This window comes from Hyphobacterium sp. (genome assembly GCF_965217055.1).
Taxonomy (GTDB): domain Bacteria; phylum Pseudomonadota; class Alphaproteobacteria; order Caulobacterales; family Maricaulaceae; genus Hyphobacterium.
This window is the reverse complement of sequence record NZ_OZ244227.1, coordinates 2030339-2047247: the sequence shown is the minus strand read 5'-3', so window position 1 is coordinate 2047247 and position 16909 is coordinate 2030339. Positions and strand designations below refer to the sequence as shown.

Annotated in this window: 19 protein-coding genes; 11 read left to right on the top strand and 8 right to left on the bottom strand. The window is 62.4% G+C overall.

Annotated elements, in window-relative coordinates; translation table 11 throughout:
• Positions 1-723 (top strand): DUF3800 domain-containing protein, encoded by a 723-nt coding sequence (locus ACOOFN_RS10140; RefSeq protein WP_420431066.1) that lies wholly within the window; start codon positions 1-3, stop codon positions 721-723.
• 92 nt (positions 724-815) lie between these two features.
• Here ACOOFN_RS10140 and ACOOFN_RS10135 read toward each other — a convergent pair whose 3' ends face one another.
• The 3 genes from ACOOFN_RS10135 to ACOOFN_RS10125 form a co-directional block, all read right to left on the bottom strand.
• A complete protein-coding gene (locus ACOOFN_RS10135; RefSeq protein ID WP_420431064.1) occupies positions 816-1745 on the bottom strand; it encodes an IS1595 family transposase in 930 nt (309 codons plus the stop codon).
• A gap of 141 nt (positions 1746-1886) precedes the next feature.
• A complete protein-coding gene (locus ACOOFN_RS10130; RefSeq protein WP_420431062.1) occupies positions 1887-3470 on the bottom strand; it encodes a lysine--tRNA ligase in 1584 nt (527 codons plus the stop codon).
• A gap of 80 nt (positions 3471-3550) precedes the next feature.
• Positions 3551-3997 (bottom strand): ABA4-like family protein, encoded by a 447-nt coding sequence (locus ACOOFN_RS10125; protein ID WP_420431060.1) that lies wholly within the window; start codon positions 3995-3997, stop codon positions 3551-3553.
• 132 nt (positions 3998-4129) lie between these two features.
• Between ACOOFN_RS10125 and ACOOFN_RS10120 the strand changes: the two genes are divergently transcribed.
• Genes ACOOFN_RS10120 through ACOOFN_RS10105 form a run of 4 tightly spaced genes read left to right on the top strand, consistent with a single transcriptional unit; the run spans position 4130 to position 7727 of the window.
• Positions 4130-4774 (top strand): TetR family transcriptional regulator, encoded by a 645-nt coding sequence (locus ACOOFN_RS10120; protein ID WP_420431058.1) that lies wholly within the window; start codon positions 4130-4132, stop codon positions 4772-4774.
• Complete coding sequence (locus tag ACOOFN_RS10115; RefSeq protein WP_420431056.1) at positions 4767-5699, top strand: HlyD family secretion protein; 933 nt, start codon at positions 4767-4769, stop codon at positions 5697-5699. Before ACOOFN_RS10120 ends, ACOOFN_RS10115 begins: the two co-directional genes overlap by 8 nt.
• A gap of 4 nt (positions 5700-5703) precedes the next feature.
• Complete coding sequence (locus ACOOFN_RS10110) at positions 5704-6627, top strand: ABC transporter ATP-binding protein (protein ID WP_420431054.1); 924 nt, start codon at positions 5704-5706, stop codon at positions 6625-6627.
• On the top strand, positions 6624-7727 hold the full coding sequence (locus tag ACOOFN_RS10105; RefSeq protein ID WP_420431052.1) for an ABC transporter permease: 1104 nt from the start codon (positions 6624-6626) through the stop codon (positions 7725-7727). The genes ACOOFN_RS10110 and ACOOFN_RS10105 overlap by 4 nt, the downstream gene beginning before the upstream one ends.
• Here ACOOFN_RS10105 and ACOOFN_RS10100 read toward each other — a convergent pair.
• The 5 genes from ACOOFN_RS10100 to ACOOFN_RS10080 are packed head-to-tail and all read right to left on the bottom strand — an operon-like array spanning position 7724 to position 10304.
• The gene (locus ACOOFN_RS10100; protein ID WP_420431050.1) at positions 7724-7918 is read right to left on the bottom strand and encodes a helix-turn-helix transcriptional regulator; all 195 of its coding nucleotides are present in this window, start codon (positions 7916-7918) and stop codon (positions 7724-7726) included. The genes ACOOFN_RS10105 and ACOOFN_RS10100 overlap by 4 nt on opposite strands.
• Complete coding sequence (locus ACOOFN_RS10095) at positions 7915-8346, bottom strand: hypothetical protein (protein ID WP_420431048.1); 432 nt, start codon at positions 8344-8346, stop codon at positions 7915-7917. The genes ACOOFN_RS10100 and ACOOFN_RS10095 overlap by 4 nt, the downstream gene beginning before the upstream one ends.
• Positions 8346-8600: a hypothetical protein gene (locus ACOOFN_RS10090; protein WP_420431046.1), complete on the bottom strand. Its 255-nt coding sequence runs from the start codon at positions 8598-8600 to the stop codon at positions 8346-8348. Before ACOOFN_RS10090 ends, ACOOFN_RS10095 begins: the two co-directional genes overlap by 1 nt.
• Complete coding sequence (locus ACOOFN_RS10085; protein WP_420431044.1) at positions 8597-8845, bottom strand: hypothetical protein; 249 nt, start codon at positions 8843-8845, stop codon at positions 8597-8599. The genes ACOOFN_RS10090 and ACOOFN_RS10085 overlap by 4 nt, the downstream gene beginning before the upstream one ends.
• A gap of 1 nt (position 8846) precedes the next feature.
• Positions 8847-10304, bottom strand: a complete 1458-nt coding sequence (locus ACOOFN_RS10080; RefSeq protein ID WP_420431042.1) for an amidohydrolase family protein — start codon at positions 10302-10304, stop codon at positions 8847-8849.
• Positions 10305-10472: 168 nt separating this feature from the next.
• Between ACOOFN_RS10080 and ACOOFN_RS10075 the strand changes: the two genes are divergently transcribed.
• From ACOOFN_RS10075 to ACOOFN_RS10050, 6 genes are all read left to right on the top strand, one after another.
• The gene (locus ACOOFN_RS10075) at positions 10473-10958 is read left to right on the top strand and encodes a SixA phosphatase family protein (protein ID WP_420431040.1); all 486 of its coding nucleotides are present in this window, start codon (positions 10473-10475) and stop codon (positions 10956-10958) included.
• Between the two features lie 114 nt (positions 10959-11072).
• On the top strand, positions 11073-12572 hold the full coding sequence (locus tag ACOOFN_RS10070) for a glycosyltransferase (RefSeq protein ID WP_420431038.1): 1500 nt from the start codon (positions 11073-11075) through the stop codon (positions 12570-12572).
• A gap of 221 nt (positions 12573-12793) precedes the next feature.
• On the top strand, positions 12794-14269 hold the full coding sequence (locus tag ACOOFN_RS10065) for an efflux RND transporter periplasmic adaptor subunit (RefSeq protein WP_420431036.1): 1476 nt from the start codon (positions 12794-12796) through the stop codon (positions 14267-14269).
• Positions 14266-14949 carry an ABC transporter ATP-binding protein gene (locus tag ACOOFN_RS10060; RefSeq protein WP_420431034.1) on the top strand — a complete coding sequence of 228 codons (684 nt, stop codon included), beginning with the start codon at positions 14266-14268 and terminating at the stop codon, positions 14947-14949. The genes ACOOFN_RS10065 and ACOOFN_RS10060 overlap by 4 nt, the downstream gene beginning before the upstream one ends.
• Positions 14946-16178, top strand: a complete 1233-nt coding sequence (locus ACOOFN_RS10055) for an ABC transporter permease (RefSeq protein ID WP_420431032.1) — start codon at positions 14946-14948, stop codon at positions 16176-16178. Before ACOOFN_RS10060 ends, ACOOFN_RS10055 begins: the two co-directional genes overlap by 4 nt.
• A gap of 20 nt (positions 16179-16198) precedes the next feature.
• Entirely contained in the window at positions 16199-16903 is a 705-nt protein-coding gene (locus ACOOFN_RS10050; RefSeq protein WP_420431030.1) for a DUF4197 domain-containing protein, read from the top strand.
• Positions 16904-16909 lie beyond the last annotated feature (6 nt).

The following is a 16909-nucleotide window of genomic DNA, read 5'->3' as shown; positions in this document are numbered from 1 at the left end:
ATGCACTTTATCTACATTGATGACTCCACAGAGCGCCCAGTAAACATCTTCAGCGCCCTATGTGTGCCGTGCGCCCAATGGAACGAAGCGTTCTCGCGTCTAAAAAGATGGCGCACGCACCTGAAAGAAAATTTTGGCATACCCTTAAACTATGAGCTCCATGCCGCGGAGTTTCTTTCAGGGCGGGGGTCTTCCGGCGGACTCGATCAACTATCAAGACATAAGCGAGCACAAATATTCCACACATCATTCCGCGTAACAAATTGGCTGAACGAGATCGGTGTCACGCTATTCAATGTCTGCAACGCAGATGACGACCAGTTCCGCGCATTCGAGCGCCTACTAAACCGAATAAATCGGACCATGCAGGTCAGATCAAGCCACGCACATTTGATTTGCGACGAGGGAAAAGAGCATCAATACGTCTCCCTGGTTCGAAAAATGCGCGTTCATAACCATATTCCGAGCCGCTACGGCCTCTGGGACGACGGAAACAGCACTCGAAACATAACGCTTGACCACATCATTGAAGATCCACAGTTCAAGCAATCGCATAGAAGCTATTTTATTCAACACGCAGACTTGATGGCGTATGGGCTATTGCGCCGAGAAAGGCCGACTCCGCGGATCAAACGGTACGGGTCACATAAATCGTTTGAACAGCTTGATGAGTGCTTGGAGCGTGTTTGCAATAGAAACGACCCGTATGGGGTCATTAGATAGAAGAGGGGGGCCGAAGCCCCCCTAAGCAAGACCTACCCCAGCTCTACCGCCGGATCAGTCAAGCATCTTTGATTGCCTGAATCGTAGCAGAATCAGGCAATTTTGCAATCAATTCTTCGATAGGTCAGCCGCTTGCCGGTGATACCCCGCAAAGCCGCATCCGTCCGTTCCCTGTCATCAACGCCGTTGGCTTCCCGCTCGTTATAACGGAAGTCAAATTCCGCCAGATAGCGATGCAGGTGCTTCTTGGCACAGTGCTGATACACGCCCTTCATGCCGCGCTTGAACACGCTGAAATAGCCCTCGACCGTGTTCGTGGTCACATCACCGCGCACATATTCCTCCTTGCCGTGATTGACGCGCTCGTGGCTCGCATACTCCTTGCCAAGACGCTTGTAGTGATGCGCCTCGTCCGTCATGAGCCGCGCGTCCTTGGAGATGTTCGCCTCCAAGATCGGCGCAATCGTCACCGGCTTAAGGTCGTCAATCACGACAGAGCGCGCCCGCTTGGTCTCGCGGTCAACTAGCGTGAGAACCTTGCGCTTGTGGGCCGCGCCACGCTTCACCGGAACGCCCGGCTCACGACCGATGAAAGTCTCGTCCACTTCCACAGCGCCACCACCGCCGCCGAACGGGGCGAGATCGCCAGAACGCATAGCCTCACGGATACGGTGCGCCATAAACCACGCCGTCTTGTAAGTGACCTCCAAGGTGCGCTCTAGCTGCTTGGCGGAACAGCCCTTCTTGCTGGCGCACAGCAAATAGACCGCTTGCAGGAACTTGTGCAGCGGAACACGGCCATGCTCGAACACGGTGCCGACTTTCGCGGTGAACTGCTTGCCGCACTGGCCGCACTTCTTGAGGCCGTAGCGGATACGCTTTTCAGGGTTCGGTTTGAAAGACCAAATCTTCTCCGTTCCGCCACAGTGAGAGCAGACCGGACCTTCCGGCCAGATCACGCTTTCCAACTTGGCAAACGCCGCTTCCTCGTCGTGGAAATATGCAGAACTCAAAACAGACATGACTCACTCTCCGAATCAGGTCTGTAAAATACCTCGCCTTATTGGGTTTGTAAAGTATATAATGTCCGTTTTTTTTGACATGACGGGATGTAAGCGATTGCAAACAACATGTCAAATATTTCTAACTTTGGTCGACAGGGATTATTGGCGAGCCAAGTCCCCGGAAAGTCCGCGCTCGATCAGCGCAATCGTCTCCGGGATGCCGTAGACCGCCACGAACCCGCCAAAGCGCGGCCCCTGGCTCTGGCCGAGCAGGACTTCATAGAGCCCCTTGAACCAGTCGCGCAGGTTTTCAAACGGCTGCGCCTTGCCTGCGGCATAGACCTCGTTCTGGATCGTCTCGGGATCCTTCTCGTCCGCGCCCAGCGCCTTCAGGCGCTCCACCAGATCAAGCATCGCAGCGCGTTCAAGGTCGCCGGCTTCGCGATAGGTCTTGGCCGGTTTGACGAAGTCCTCGTAGTAATTCACCGCGCGTTCGGCGAGCGCGTCGAGCGCCGGTTCGGTTTCCGGTGTCGCATCGGGCGCATATTTGGAGATGAACCCCCAGAGCGCAGCCTTGTCGCTGGCCCCGGCGACCGAGGCGAGATTGAGGAGCATGGCAAAGCTGACCGGCGTGCCATTCTCCGGCGGATGACCGTCATGAATGTGCCAGGCCGGGTTTTCCAGGCGCTTGGCCTCGTCCTGCGCCCGATAGGCGGCGAGGTGCTGGTAGTATTCATCCACCGCCTTCGGGATGACATCGAAATACAGGCGCTTGGCCGTGCGCGGCTTGATAAAATTGTACAGCGACAGGCTTTCCTGTGTGCCGTAGCGCAGCCATTCCTCGACCGACAGCCCGTTGCCTTTGGACTTGGAGATCTTTTCGCCCTGCTCGTCGAGGAACAGCTCGTAGACGAATTGCACCGGCGGCTGCACGCCGAGGATCTTGCAGATCCGGGAATAGATCGGCGCATTGGTCTGGTGGTCCTTGCCGAACATCTCGAAATCGACACCCAGCGCCGCCCAGCGCATCCCGAAATCCGGCTTCCATTGCAGTTTCACATTGCCGCCGGTGACCGGCAGGGTGACGTCCTCGCCATCCTCGTCGGTAAAGGTGATCGTGCCCTCGGACGCATTCGTCGCCTTCATCGGCACATAGAGAACATGGCCCGTCTTCGGCGAGATCGGCAGGAAAGGCGAATAGGTCGCCTGCCGCTCCGCGCCCAGCGTCGGCAGCATCACCTTCATGATGTCGTCGTATTTCTCGAGCGCCCGCAGAAGCACGGCGTCGAACGCGCCCGACCGGTATTGCTCGGTCGCCGACAGGAATTCGTATTCGAAGCCGAACCCGTCGAGAAAGGCGCGCAGGCGCGCATTATTGTGCTGGGCAAAGCCCTCATGCGTTCCGAACGGGTCCGGCACATCGGTCAGCGGTTTTTGCAAATATTGCTGCAGCATCTCCTGCTGCGGGACATTCGTCGGCACTTTGCGCATGCCGTCCATGTCGTCGGAAAAGCAGATCAGACGGGTCGGGATCTTGTCATCGGTCAACACGCGGAAGGCGTGGCGCACCATGGAAGTGCGCGCCACCTCGCCGAACGTGCCCATGTGCGGCAGGCCCGACGGTCCGTAGCCGGTCTCGAACACGACCTCGTCCTTGCCGGACTTTTCGATCCGTTTGAGGATCTCCCGCGCGAGCTCGAACGGCCAGGCTTTGGCGTTGGCGGCAGCTTCGGCGAGGGACATGGCGGCAGGCTTTCTGTTCGAGTGGATAACCGGCCCCGGCAACTAGGCCCCGCGCGGGATTTCGTCAATGGCGAGCGGCCTCAACCCTCCACCAGCGACCAGCCGCCCTTGCCGGTGACTTTCCGGATGAGGAGGTAAAGCGCCAACCCGAGCGGCCCGAGCATCAGGGTGAAGACCAGGGCCGGCAGGACGATCCATTTGTTCAGCCCGGCGCGCAGCGCATCACGCGCAATCCACGCCCCGACGAAGAGGTCGAAGACGAGATAATGGGTCCACCCCGTCAAAACGCCGACCGGATGGGAGAACAGGGCCGATACACCGCTGATCGACGACATGCTCGTGTCGGGATCGGACTGTCCGAAGAAGATGCCGGCCGACAGGAAGACGAGATAGATCGCGCCGAGGACGAGCGGAAAGAAGGACGCGTGCACGATCCGCCGTGTCCACACCCAGCCCGGCGCGAACGCCAGCAACGCCCAGGCCGGCGCAATGATCACGTGCAGGGCGAGATAGATGTTTTCATACATGGCCGGCTCCCGTTTGGAGCGATGCTAGCGCGCCAAGGCCTGAATGCCGAGCCTGACCCGGTAAATCCTTTCCTATCCCTCACCCTGAACATGCATGTTGTAACTGACTGACCGGTCAGTTATAAAACTTACATGACCGCATCGATCAGGACCGCCCGCCGTCGCCCCGAAGACCGGCCCGACGAAATCCTTTCGGCAGCGATGGAAGTTTTCAGCGAGAAAGGCTTTGCCGCTGCCCGCGTCGAGGACATCGCCAGGCGCGCCGGCCTGTCCAAGGGCGCTGTCTACCTCTATTTCGACTCGAAGGTCGCGATGCTGAAGGCGCTGGTCGAGCAGTCCGCGGGCCGCATCGCCAATGCCGCCTCCACGCTTTCATTGATGGGCGCCGATGACGATCCCGAACAGGCTTATCGCGCGATCCTAAAAATGGCGCTGACCGCCCTGTCCGACCCCGAGATCTCCGCCGCACCGCGCCTCGTCCTCAGCGAAGCGGGACGCTTCCCCGAACTGGCGCAATTCTACCGTAAGCGGGTGATCGAGGTTGGCCGTACCGCCATGGGCCACCTCATCCGCACAGGCCGCAGGAACGGGCGTTTCCGCGATGTGGCCGATGAAGCCGCCGTGCTCGCCTTTATTGGCCCGGTCGTCGCCCAGATGATGCTCTCGACCGTGTTTCGGCTGGACGATGACCCCGAGCTCGATCCGGGTGATCTGGCGGATGCCATTGCCGATATTGTCCTGAACGGGCTGAAGCCGCGGAGCGTCAACGATGCGTAGAACCCTTGTCTGCCTGCCGCTCTTGATCGCCGCCTGCGGCGAAGCGCCAGATTCGTACTATCTCGGCTATGTGGAAGGCGATTACCGGCTGATCGCGCCGGAAGTGTCCGGCCGGATCGAAACGGTCGCCGTGACCGAAGGACAAAGGGTCAATGCCGGCGATGTCCTCTTCGCGCTGGATGCCGCCGTTGACCGGGAGCAATTGACGGCTGCCCGCGCCCGGCTGGAAGCAGCCATGGCCCGCTTTGACGATGCCGCGGCGGGCGGGCGGGAACCGGAAATCGAAGCGGCGCGCGATCAGCTTCTGGCCGCGCGCGCGAGCCAGCAGGAAGCCGCCGAGAACCTGGCGCGCCAGCGCGAACTCTTTGCCCAGGGCATCGTCCCGCGCGCGCGCCTCGACGAGGCCGAAGCGGCGGCAACGGCCACCAATGCCCGGGTCGCGGAAATGCGGCAGCGGGTGACGCTCGCATCCCTGCCCGCGCGCGAAAACCAGCTGCGCGCCCTGACCGCCGAGATCGAGGCCGCGCAATCCGAAGTCGATCGGATCGACCGGCACCTTGAGCGATACAGCGTCAATGCGCCGGCCGGCGGCATGGTCGAACGCCAGATCCGGTATGAGGGCGAGCTGGCCGGTCCCGGCCAGCCCGTCTTGCGTCTGCTGCCGGATGGCGCGCTGCATGCCGCGATCTTCATTCCCGAAGCGGACATCGGCCACTGGTCACCGGGCGATACGCTTTTGGTCGACTGCTTGTCCTGCGCGGCGGGACTGTCCGTCACGTTGACCCGGATCGATCCCGAACCGTCCTTCACGCCGCCCGTCATCTATTCCGAAGACCAGCGCGCGCGCCTGGTCTTTCGCGCTGAAGCCGCTTTCGGCGGTGCACCGCCGCCGGCGGGCACGCCGCTGACCTTGCGTCCGGACTGATCCGATGAGCGATGTCGCCATCCGGGTCGAGGGCCTGACCAAGCGGTTCGGCGAGAAGACGGTTGTCGACGATTTCACGATGACCGTTCCCAAGGGCGCGATCTACGGCTTCCTCGGACCGAATGGTTCCGGCAAGACCACGACGATCCGGCTGATGTGCGGCCTGCTGAAACCCGATGCCGGTGGCGGCGAGGCGCTGGGCCTGGACATTCTGACACAACCCCGCGAAATCAAGTCGCGCGTTGGCTACATGACGCAGAAATTCTCGCTCTATGGCGACCTCACGGTCCGCGAGAACCTCGATTTCATGGCGCGATTGCACGCGCTGCCGAAACCGAAGGATACCGTCGACGCCGCGCTGCAGGAATACGGGCTCGCGCCACGGGCCGGGCAGATGGCGGACACGCTGTCCGGTGGCTGGAAACAGCGGCTGGCGCTGGCCGCAGCTTCGCTGCACGCCCCGGGGCTGTTATTGCTGGATGAACCCACCGCGGGTGTCGATCCCAAGGCGCGGCGTGATTTCTGGGACCGGATTCGCAAACTGGCAAAGCGCGGCGTCACCGTGCTGGTTTCCACCCATTACATGGACGAGGCAGTGCAGTGCGATTTCATCGCCTACATCGCCTATGGCCGGAAACTGATCGATGCGCCCTCGGGCGAGATCGCGGAGCGTGTGGGGCTGCATACCTGGCGCATTGAAGGCAGCGGGCTGCAATCCGTCCAGGACGCGCTGGAAGGCGCGCCGGGGGTCGAACAGATTGCCCGTTTCGGCTCGGCCATGCACGTCTCCGGCAAGGATGATGAAACATTGCGCCGTACCGTCGAACCCTTCGCCGCCCGGGAAGGCCTGACGGTAACACGCGCGAAAACCGGGCTGGAAGAAGCGTTCATCTATCTGATGAGCGGCGCGGAGGACAATTTCTCATGAACGCCTCCTTCTCCCGCATGCTCGCCGTCGTGATGAAGGAATTCATCCAGATGCGGCGCGACCGGCTGACCTTCGCAATGATGATCGGCATACCGCTCGTGCAATTGCTGCTGTTTGGCTACGCCATCAATACCGACCCGCGCCACCTTCCGACCCTTGTCGAACTCGGCGATGACGGACCCGCCGTCCGCGCCATTATCGAAACCATGGAAAATTCCGACTATTTCGCGTTCGAGGGCATGATCGGGCCAGGCGAGGCGGATGCAGCGCTGCGCACCAATGAAGCCACATTCATTCTCGTTGTTCCGCCGGATTTCGAACGCGACCTGTTACGCGGCGACCGGCCAGACATCCTGCTGGACATCGATGCGTCCGACCCGGTCGCGGCCGGTGCCGGCGCGGGCGCCTTTCCACAGATCGTCGCGCGCGCCCTGTCGGACTATGGCGCATCGGCCTCCCCCGCCAATCCTGTCATCCACCGGCGCTACAATCCGGCCGGCGAGACGGCGATGAACATCGTGCCGGGACTGCTCGGCATCATTCTGACCATGACCATGGCCATGATGACCTCGATGGCCATCACCAAGGAGGCCGAACGCGGCACGCTGGAAACCCTGCTCGCCACACCAACACGCCCGTTGGAAGTGATGGCGGGAAAGATCGCGCCTTACATTCTCGTCGGCGCCCTGCAGGTCGGGCTGATGCTGCTCGCGGCGCGATACCTGTTCGGCGTGCCTTTCTGGGGCGACCCGTGGGCCTTCACCGTCGCTGTCGCCCTCTTCATCCTCGTCAACCTGTCGCTTGGCTTCCTGTTTTCGACGCTGGCGCGCAGCCAAATGCAGGCGATGCAGATGACCTTCTTCGTCTTCCTGCCGTCCATCCTGCTGTCCGGCTTCATGTTTCCCTTTTCCGGCATGCCGGGCTGGGCGCGCTTTATAGGTGAAGTCATTCCGACGACCCATTTCATCCGCGCTGTTCGCGCCATCATGCTCAAGGACGCCGGACTGGCCGATGTGGCGCCCGAGCTATGGCCTCTGGCGCTGCTCTTCGGGGTAATCGCGACGCTGGCGCTCACCCGCTACCGGCGAACGCTGGACTAGGCGCCATCGTCGAAGATCTGCTCGATCGGCAATGCGAACAGCCGCGCAATCTTGAAGGCCAGCGGCAAGGACGGGTCGTATTTGCCGTTCTCGATCGAGATAATGGTCTGGCGCGATACGCCCAGCGCATCGCCCAGCGCCTGCTGACTCAATCCCTTGTCGCCGCGCAATTCCTTCAACCGGTTCTTCATTCGTAGCGCCGTTTCACGAAGTGCAGCGCCACGATGTAGGCGACCAGCCCGGCCGGCATGGCCAGCGACGCCATCAGCGACAGACCGGCATCCATTCCGCCATCGCCAAAGATCTCCGAGAGCATCCCAAACAGGGTCAATGCGATCAGGATCCCGGCAAATCCGATTGCCATCGCGCGGGTCTGGATGACCTGCTGCAACTCGTCGAGCGCACGCATCAAGGTCACGAATTCATAGCCAAGTCCCACGAGGAAGAGGAAAGCGAGTACCACAAGCACGATCTCCGCCGCCAACTGGCCTTCCCGGGCGCCAATGACGGTCGAACCGAGAAATGCCAGTACGAAACCGGCACTGAGGAACAGGCTGCGCCACTTGTAACGGCGGCGAACGGCAGGCGGTGCCGAGCTGGCTTCGGGCATCAGATCCATCACGATACTCCTTGTCCCTTGGGCAGCGGTCGGCGGCGATAGAGCCGCAATAGCGTGATTCCGGCAAGTATGGCGGCCAGCGTGATGATAAGGCGCACGCCATCGGCCCACATGCCCGAAAGCCCGAACGCGGCCTGCACTGCTGCATTGAGTCCCCAGGCGGCCAGCGCCGCCAGCACGATCGTCACGATCAGGCCCGTTAGCGTGGCAGGCCGCGCGGAGCCCGGTGGCGGGCAGGTTGTTCCATCGGTCATTGGATATCTCCTTTCTGCCCGGCGATCCGGTTCCACAGGCGCTGGCGATTGGCGAACAGCGTCCAGCCGCCGACGATGGCGAGCGCCCAGATCAGGGCTTCGGTGGCCAGCGCGGCGATGGTGACCGCCACGGTGAACGCAGCGATCGAGTCCGTTGAGAAGTAGGTGACGACGACGCCGATCCAGGCGCCGGTGAAGGCGAGAATGGCCAGAAACAATGCGGCCTGTCGAATGAGCTTGGTCATGTCAGTCCTCCGTGGGTTGGGTTTGCGGCGGGGCCACGGTGAGATCTTCGAAAGTGAAGGCTTGGCCGTTGGTCACGACCGTGTGCACGTCCCGGGCGTGGCCCAGATCGTTCAGCGGATTGGCATTCAGGAAGACGATGTCGGCCTCATAGCCGGGCATCAGTCGGCCTGTCGTGTCCATGCCGATCCCGTCCGCAGAGGCCGATGTGGCCAGCCGCAGGACGTCCCATCGCTCCAGCCCGGCGGCTTCATGCTGCAGGAGCTCGAGCACATAGCTGGGGGCACCGCCATTGCCGTCCGTGCCAATCAGGAGCGGCACGCCGGCGGCGTGCAGGCTGCGGACAAATGCGTAGACATTCTCGCGCGCGGCTTCGGCGCGAACGTAATCCTCCTCGGTCCAGCCTATCCGTCCCAGTTCCGCGAACTGAAGCGCGGCTTCGAGGGTTTCGGGATGGAAATACCGAAGGTCTTCCTCCGGCGTGAATTCCGCGAACGGGTCTTCGCTGTAGACGATCGCGTTGACGAGCAGGGTCAGATCGACCTCGATCTGCCGCTCGGCGAGCGTCCGGATGAGGCGTTGCAGGATCGGCCCGTCAATATCCGCATACTCGAACCAGCGATACATGAAGCGCGTATCGGGACCGCGCGAGGCGAGATACTCCTCGCGCCGCTCCGGCTCGATGAGCTGGGAGCTGGTCGGTAACGCATGCAGCAAACCGTCCATGCCGAGATCGGCGGCGGTCTGCCAGCTCACCTCATCGAGATGCGCAATCGCCTCCATGCCGTGGGCGTGCGCCGCCTCGATACCGAGCGCCAATTCTTCCTCGGTCAGACCGTGATAGAGCTTGAAATAGCGCATACCGAGGGACGCCTGGCGCTCCGCTTCTGCCATCCAGGCCTCGCGACCTTCCGGATAGGCGAAGGCACTGCCGCCCATGGGCGGTGGCTGGATGACCGCGCCGGCATGAACGGCATCCGGACCAGCCCATTCTCCACTGGCGATCCGGCGATCGTAATCCGCATTGGCCTCGGGATCGCCGCCTGGATTGCGCACCGACGTCACACCGAAGGCGAGCGCCATGCGGGCATGGATTTCGGTGATGTGGGGTTGGCTCTCAATGGTGATCAGCGGCGCGCCATCGACCATTTCGATACTGTGCGGACCGGCTGTGATGTGCGCGTGGGCATCGACGAAGCCGGGCAGCGCATAAGTGCCGGACAAATCGTATTCCGTGGCGAAATCACCGGCCGGGCGCGGGCCCGCGCCGACGTCCGCGATCCGACCGTCTTCGACCAGAATGTAGCTGTCGGGCGTCACAGTCCGGTTGTCCGGATCGATACGCGTAAAGCCGTAATAAAGGACCTGACCGTCTAGAGCCGTGTTCTGTGCGTCGGCAAAGGCTCCCAGACCGGTGAGTATGGCGGCGGCAGCCGCGGAGAGGAGGAATTTTCGGTGCAAGGGATGCACTCCTTTGTTAAGTGACCTTTACACAACTAGTGCCAAGCTCACTTTACGTCAAGCGCCCTTTACATACCGTCGTGGAGACGTGGGATTTGCAGAGGCGGAACTGGTCTTTTGCACAAGGCGGCGGCAAACTCCGCGCAGCGATCCCGGAGTGATTTACCGATGCCAAGACTGGTTCTTGTCCGACACGCCAAGGCCGTTGACCGGATGGATGCGGACGATGATTTCGAACGCGGGCTTACCCCGCGCGGCCGCAATGACGCCGCCGATACGGCCATGGCGCTTCAAAAGGCCGGCATTCGCATCAGTCTTGCCCTGGTTTCGCCCGCTCAACGCACATTGCAGACTTTCATCGCCATGCGGGATACGCTCGGAAGCCCCGCATTCGAGGATCCGATGGCGCTATATCATGCCTCGCCCGACATGCTTCTGCGAGCAGCCACAGAGGCGCTCGATACCTCGGATACCGTTATGCTGGTCGGGCACAATCCGGGCATCGGTGTGCTGGCGCAGAACCTCGCCGAGCGGGCCGGCCGCCTGCAGGAAATGCCCGACGGCTACCCGACATCGGCTGCCACGGTATTTTCCGCGACCGACCCCTCGCTCGATCAGCTGACGCTTGATCTGATCGTCAACCCGAAGGCCTGAAAACAACCCAGACTCGCTTTTCGATCAGTTTATCGCTATAGTTGCATTCTCGTTTCATCGGGGGTGGCGATGGATGGACTTGGCTTTCGGGCCGACAATAATCACGGGCGAAGCATGCGCGCCGTTGAACGGCTCGCACCGCATCGGCTGGCACCGGCACTTGCCGATCACGCCGCCAACGCCCTTGGCCGCCAGCATCCTGACGCGTCTGCCCGCACCGGCATACCGCCGGATCAGCGCCGGATGATCGGCTTGACCCTCGTCACGACGCTGATCTGTGCGCTGACGATACCCGGCCTGGCCGGAGCGGTCGTTCAATTGCTGGCAGCCACCGGATTTACCTTGCTGGTGGTCCTCCGCTTGATCGCAGCGTCACTGCCCCCGCGCTGGGCGCCCTGCGCTGACTTGGCGGATGGCGAACTGCCGGTGGTAACGATCCTCGCGCCGGTATTCCGCGAGACCGCCATCCTGGACCAGCTGATGCAGGCACTGGTCGCGATCGACTATCCGCCGCGATTGCTGGACATCAAGATCGTGCTCGAGGCGGACGACCGGGAAACAATCAAGGCAGCGCGAGAGCTGGCATTCGACAGCCGCTTCGAGCTTGTGCTGGTTCCGCACGGTACACCGCGTACCAAGCCCAGGGCGCTGAACTACGCGCTTCAGTTCGCGCGCGGCGACATCATCACGATCTACGATGCCGAGGACGTGCCGCACCCGGCACAGTTGAGAGCTGCCGCCGGTGCGTTTGCTGCCGCAGATGAGCGGCTCGGCTGCGTCCAGGCGCCCCTCAACTGGTATAATCGCCAGCACAATGCCCTCACCCGGCAGTTCGCCATGGAATACGCCGTCCATTTTCAGGCCATCCTGCCGCTGCTCGCCCGCCTTGGCCTTGCCATTCCTCTGGGCGGAACCAGCAATCATCTGCGCCGGAGCGCCCTCGAGCGGGCGGGCGGATGGGATGCCTATAACGTCACCGAGGATGCCGATCTCGGCTTTCGCCTCGCCCGGCTCGGATATCGCAGCGACATGATCGCCCCGCCGACGCTGGAAGAAGCGCCGGAGACGATTGCCCGCTGGACAAAGCAGCGTTCGCGTTGGCTGAAAGGATATCTGCAGACCCTGGCGGTACAGCTCCGCCAGCCGTCAAGACTCCCGGCACGGGCCGCGATAGGCCTGTATTTGACCCTCGGTGCGGCCATCCTCTCGGCCGTGTTTCACATACCGGCCGTCACTGCCTGTTTTCTGATTGCCGCAGCTGGCGTTTCAGGCACGCCCGGTGCCGCGCTCGGCCTATTGGCGAGCGGTTATGCCGCCAACATGATCTGCGCTGTCGTCGCCATGCGCCGGGCGGGTTTTAGCACAAGGGGGATCGACCTTCTCCGCTTGCCGTTTTATTGGCCATTGCAGACTGTCGCTGCAGCAATCGCGCTGGTCGAGTTGAACCACCGGCCATTCTTCTGGGCCAAAACGGAGCACGGCTTCACCCGGGCCGCGGAATCGCCATGTCGCTCACCGTCACCATCATTCTCCAGATCATCTCGATCGCGGCCTTCATCTTTTGTGCCTTGCGCACCCGCGGCGAACCCGACCCTGAAAAAGGTCCCCGCCTGATCCCCTGGACCCTGCTCGCTATCACGCTCGGATTCTGGAATCTGCTGCTGGTCGCCCACCTGCTCTCTTTTGTCGGCATAGAGACCGGCGGCCGTTTCCGCGACCGGTTCGGGATTTGACCCCTGAGCCTGTAATCACTTGAAGTGCAATCCGACTGCGTCAAATACGACGGAGACAGGCAGTGGTCATCGTTGATCTCTGCAGAAATGGGGCCCGGACGAATGAACAGATGGTGGATTGGCGGCGCGGTGGCCGTGCTGGTATTGATTGCAGCCGGTTGGTATGTGCTTGCGCGATCGGAGCCCGCTGCCGCACTGACCATCGATTCGGAACCCGCGGAGATCGCCGACATTCGCCGTTCGGTTGCTGCAACCGGGTCGGTGCGCGCGCGCGTAACGGTCGAGGTGGGGTCCCAGCTCTCGGGCCAGGTCGCCGAGCTGAATGTCGACTTCAACTCCCCCGTCGAGGCCGGTCAGGTGATCGCCCGGATCGACCCGCAGACGTTCGAAACCCGCGTCAGCGAGGCCGAAGCTTCCGTGGCGACCGCGCAGGCGCAGATCTCGTTGCAGCAAGCTGGCTTGCAACGCGTGAATGCCAATCTTCGCGTCGCCGAAGAGGAATTCTCGCGCATCGAAAGCCTGCGCGACCGGGGGATCGCCTCGGCTGCGGCCTTCGAGGCGGCTGAAGCCGCACTCGAATCCGCCCGCTCGGAACGCGCCGTCGCCCTGGCGCAGATCGAGAATGCCAGGGCCACGCTGCAACAACGCGAAGCCACGCTTGCCGGCGCCCGCATCGATCTCGAACGCACCGTTATCCGGTCGCCGATCGATGGCGTCGTGATCAACCGCGAGGTTGATATCGGGCAGACCGTGGCCGCCAGCCTGTCAGCTCCCATCCTGTTCACGATCGCCCAGGACCTTTCGGTCATCCAGATCGATGCCCAGGTCGATGAAAGCGATATCGGCCAGATTCGCGAGAACCAGAGCGCGACCTTCAGCGTCGATGCCTTTCCCGGACAGGACTATGAAGGCCGCGTCGACCAGGTGCGGCTGGCCGCCACAAACGAGGCCAATGTCGTCACCTACACGGTAGTGATCACGGCGGACAATCCGGGGCAGCGGCTATTGCCCGGAATGACGGCCAACATTGATATCGTGACCGGCGAACGCAGCGATGTACTGACGGTCCCCAACAGTGCGCTTCGTTTCCGGCCATCCGGCGCGCTTGAAGCCCTTGCCCGTCCCGCCGAAGCGCCGGAAGCCGGGCGCGGCCAACGCGGTGGCCGTAATGGCGCCGCTGGCCGCGGCGGTGGCAGGCTGGACCGCCTCGCCGAACAACTCGACCTGACTGACAGCCAGCGCGAGGCGGCCCAGCGGGCCATTCGATCCGCCTTTTCGCAGCTGCAAGGCCAGGTGCAGGCAGGCGGCCAGCGCCCGGACCGCAATGCCATGAACCAGTTGATGGTCGATGCCCTGCGCGATGTGCTTACGCCTGAACAGATGGCCCGCTACCGCGAAATCCAGGCCGAGAGCGCCGAAACCCGCGCCGCAAGTGTCTGGATTGAAACCGGGGACGGCTTTCTCGAAGAACGCCGCCTGCGGGTCGGGGTCGGCGACAGCCGCCGCACCGAAGTCGTCGCCGGTCGGCTTGAGGAAGGCGAAGCGGTTGTCACGCGCGCCCGGATGTCCGGCGGATGAGCGCACCGCTGATACGCTGCCGCGATCTGACGCGCGTCTACAAGATGGGCGATAACGAGGTGCATGCCCTTCGCGGCGTCAGCACCGATATCGACCGCGGTGACTATGTCGCGATCATGGGGCCGTCGGGCTCCGGCAAGTCGACCTTCATGAACATGGTCGGCGCGCTGGACCGGCCGACGACCGGCACGCTCGAGATTGACGGTGAACGACTGGAACGCATGAAGCCGGATCAGCTCGCCGCCTTTCGTGGCGAGCGCGTCGGGTTCGTGTTTCAGCAATTCAACCTGTTGCCGCGGACCAGTGCCGTCGAAAACGCCGGCCTGCCGCTCGTGTATGCCGGTATATCATCCGCCGAACGAAAAAGGCGTGCCAGGGCCCGGCTTGAACAGGTCGGACTGGGCGAACGAATGGGACATCACCCGTCGCAGCTTTCAGGTGGCCAGCAGCAGCGCGTCGCCATTGCCCGTGCCCTGGTGAATGATCCGGCCATCCTGCTCGCCGACGAGCCGACGGGCGCACTCGACACCCAGACCTCCGAGGAAATTCTCGGCATCTTCGATCAGTTGAATCGCGAGGGCATGACGATCATCCTCGTGACCCACGAAGCCGAAATTGCCAACCATGCGCGTCGCCAGATCCTGTTTCGCGATGGCAGGATCGTGGAGGACCGCTCATGAATCTGTTCGCTGCCATAAGGGTCGCGCTCACGGCGTTGCGGGTCAACGCGCTGCGCTCGGCACTCGCCATGCTCGGCGTCGTGATCGGCGTTGCCGCAGTCATCGCCATGGTCTCGGTGACGGACGGAGCCAAGCAGGCGATGGAGGAACGCATTGCCTCCTTCGGCGCCAACCTCCTGATCATCCGGCCGGGATCCAGCGCTTTCGGAGGGCGTCGGGGCGGCGCCGGCACGGCGACCTTTCTCAACGATGAGGACGTTGCAGCCATCGAGAACGAGATCGACGGCGTTCTCGGCGTATCCGGCGAGATCTCCGGCAACAGTACGCTGGTCGTCGACGGCGACAATTGGACAACGCGCGTGCAAGGCGTCCATGCCGCGTATTTCGAAACCCGCGACTGGTTCCCGGAAAGCGGTCGCCCCTTCTATTCCGAAGAGGTCGACTCTGGCGCACGGGTGGTCGTTCTGGGCCAGACCGTCGTCAATGAACTCTTCGGCGCATCCGACCCGGTCGGCCAGATTGTGCGCGTCGGCACCACGCCGATGGAAGTGATCGGCGTGATGAGTGAAAAAGGCCAGACCAGTTGGGGGTCTGACCAGGACGATACGATCTTCGTTCCCATATCCGCGGCGCGCGACCGCATTCTCGGATACCAGCTGGGTGTCCGCGATCCGGTGTTCACTATATACGCCGAGGTCTCGCCGACAGCCGATCCGGAGATCGTGACGGCCGACCTCGAAGACCTGATGCGTATCCGCCGCGATATCCAGCCCGGCGCCGAAGACGATTTCAATGTCCGCAATCTCGGCGAATTCATCCGCGCCCGGAACGAGACGGAAAACCAGCTGGGCCTGCTTTTGGCCGCGGCAGCCGTGATTTCGCTTCTCGTCGGCGGCATCGGCATCATGAATATCATGCTGGTCTCGACCACCGAGCGAACGCGGGAAATCGGCCTGCGTCTGGCTGTGGGCGCCAAGCGTGGCGACATCCGGAACCAGTTTCTGATCGAAAGCGTCGTCCTGTGTTTCACGGGCGGGCTGATCGGTCTCGCCATTGGCATCGGTGCTGCCGCCTACATCGACTCGCTCGACCAATTCCCCATCGAGATCCAGCCAACCGTCGCCCTGATCGCGATCGGCGCGTCGGCCTTCGTCGGCGTGTTTTTTGGGTTTTACCCCGCGCATCGCGCCTCAAGACTTGATCCGATCGAGGCATTGCGGTTCGAATAGGCCCCGAGGGGAGCCATCACATGATCAATCGCCGCCAGTTCGTCGGTGCCGCTATCTGGGCCATCGGCATGCAGGGCGCGGCTTTCGGTCAGGGCGCAGCTCCCGGAATCCGCAGCATGCTGGTAACCGCAGCACGGGCCGCAACACGTCGGTTGGGTCGCGAGGACGGGTTTTTCGGTGACGAATTTGTACGGATCCCCCTGCCGGGATTGCTGGGCCGGACACAAGGAAGGCTGGCGCCTCTGGGCTTGTCTGGTCCTCTCGATGATCTCGAATTGCGCATGAACCGGGCCGCCGAGGCCGTCATGCCCCGGGCCCGCGATCTGTTCATCGATGCCATCCGGTCCATGCAGGTCACCGACGGGATCGATATTATCCAGGGCAGCGACACCGCAGCGACGGAATATTTGCGCGGCCGGACACAGAGCCCGATCACCCGCCTCCTGGGCCCGCCGATGGAAGACACGCTGGCCGCTTCCGGTGCCTATGGTGTCCTCGACGACGCCGCCCAGCTGGCCGACCGACGGTCCGGCATTGGCCGGTTCTTCGGTAGCGGCCGGAGCGCGCAATCAGGCGCCGAGACGTATCGCGGCGAAATCACCGACTTCGCCGTTGCAAGAGCGGTTGACGGCGTTTTCCATTACATTGGCGAGGAAGAGCGTCAGATTCGCCGCAACCCTGCCGGCCGAACGCGCGACATTTTGCAGGGGCTGTTTGGCCAATAGGAGCAA

What these genes read in the sequence shown, in the direction of transcription:
- ACOOFN_RS10065 (WP_420431036.1), top strand. Translation starts at nt 12,794, where the DNA reads ATGAACAGATGGTGGATTGGCGGCGCGGTGGCCGTGCTGGTATTGATT.
- ACOOFN_RS10125 (WP_420431060.1), bottom strand. Translation starts at nt 3,997, where the DNA reads ATGTATGAAAACATCTATCTCGCCCTGCACGTGATCATTGCGCCGGCC.
- ACOOFN_RS10110 (WP_420431054.1), top strand. Translation starts at nt 5,704, where the DNA reads ATGAGCGATGTCGCCATCCGGGTCGAGGGCCTGACCAAGCGGTTCGGC.
- ACOOFN_RS10085 (WP_420431044.1), bottom strand. Translation starts at nt 8,845, where the DNA reads ATGACCAAGCTCATTCGACAGGCCGCATTGTTTCTGGCCATTCTCGCC.
- ACOOFN_RS10135 (WP_420431064.1), bottom strand. Translation starts at nt 1,745, where the DNA reads ATGTCTGTTTTGAGTTCTGCATATTTCCACGACGAGGAAGCGGCGTTT.
- ACOOFN_RS10090 (WP_420431046.1), bottom strand. Translation starts at nt 8,600, where the DNA reads ATGACCGATGGAACAACCTGCCCGCCACCGGGCTCCGCGCGGCCTGCC.
- ACOOFN_RS10075 (WP_420431040.1), top strand. Translation starts at nt 10,473, where the DNA reads ATGCCAAGACTGGTTCTTGTCCGACACGCCAAGGCCGTTGACCGGATG.
- ACOOFN_RS10140 (WP_420431066.1), top strand. Translation starts at nt 1, where the DNA reads ATGCACTTTATCTACATTGATGACTCCACAGAGCGCCCAGTAAACATC.
- ACOOFN_RS10115 (WP_420431056.1), top strand. Translation starts at nt 4,767, where the DNA reads ATGCGTAGAACCCTTGTCTGCCTGCCGCTCTTGATCGCCGCCTGCGGC.
- ACOOFN_RS10130 (WP_420431062.1), bottom strand. Translation starts at nt 3,470, where the DNA reads ATGTCCCTCGCCGAAGCTGCCGCCAACGCCAAAGCCTGGCCGTTCGAG.
- ACOOFN_RS10100 (WP_420431050.1), bottom strand. Translation starts at nt 7,918, where the DNA reads ATGAAGAACCGGTTGAAGGAATTGCGCGGCGACAAGGGATTGAGTCAG.
- ACOOFN_RS10055 (WP_420431032.1), top strand. Translation starts at nt 14,946, where the DNA reads ATGAATCTGTTCGCTGCCATAAGGGTCGCGCTCACGGCGTTGCGGGTC.
- ACOOFN_RS10060 (WP_420431034.1), top strand. Translation starts at nt 14,266, where the DNA reads ATGAGCGCACCGCTGATACGCTGCCGCGATCTGACGCGCGTCTACAAG.
- ACOOFN_RS10120 (WP_420431058.1), top strand. Translation starts at nt 4,130, where the DNA reads ATGACCGCATCGATCAGGACCGCCCGCCGTCGCCCCGAAGACCGGCCC.
- ACOOFN_RS10050 (WP_420431030.1), top strand. Translation starts at nt 16,199, where the DNA reads ATGATCAATCGCCGCCAGTTCGTCGGTGCCGCTATCTGGGCCATCGGC.
- ACOOFN_RS10105 (WP_420431052.1), top strand. Translation starts at nt 6,624, where the DNA reads ATGAACGCCTCCTTCTCCCGCATGCTCGCCGTCGTGATGAAGGAATTC.
- ACOOFN_RS10070 (WP_420431038.1), top strand. Translation starts at nt 11,073, where the DNA reads ATGCGCGCCGTTGAACGGCTCGCACCGCATCGGCTGGCACCGGCACTT.
- ACOOFN_RS10095 (WP_420431048.1), bottom strand. Translation starts at nt 8,346, where the DNA reads ATGGATCTGATGCCCGAAGCCAGCTCGGCACCGCCTGCCGTTCGCCGC.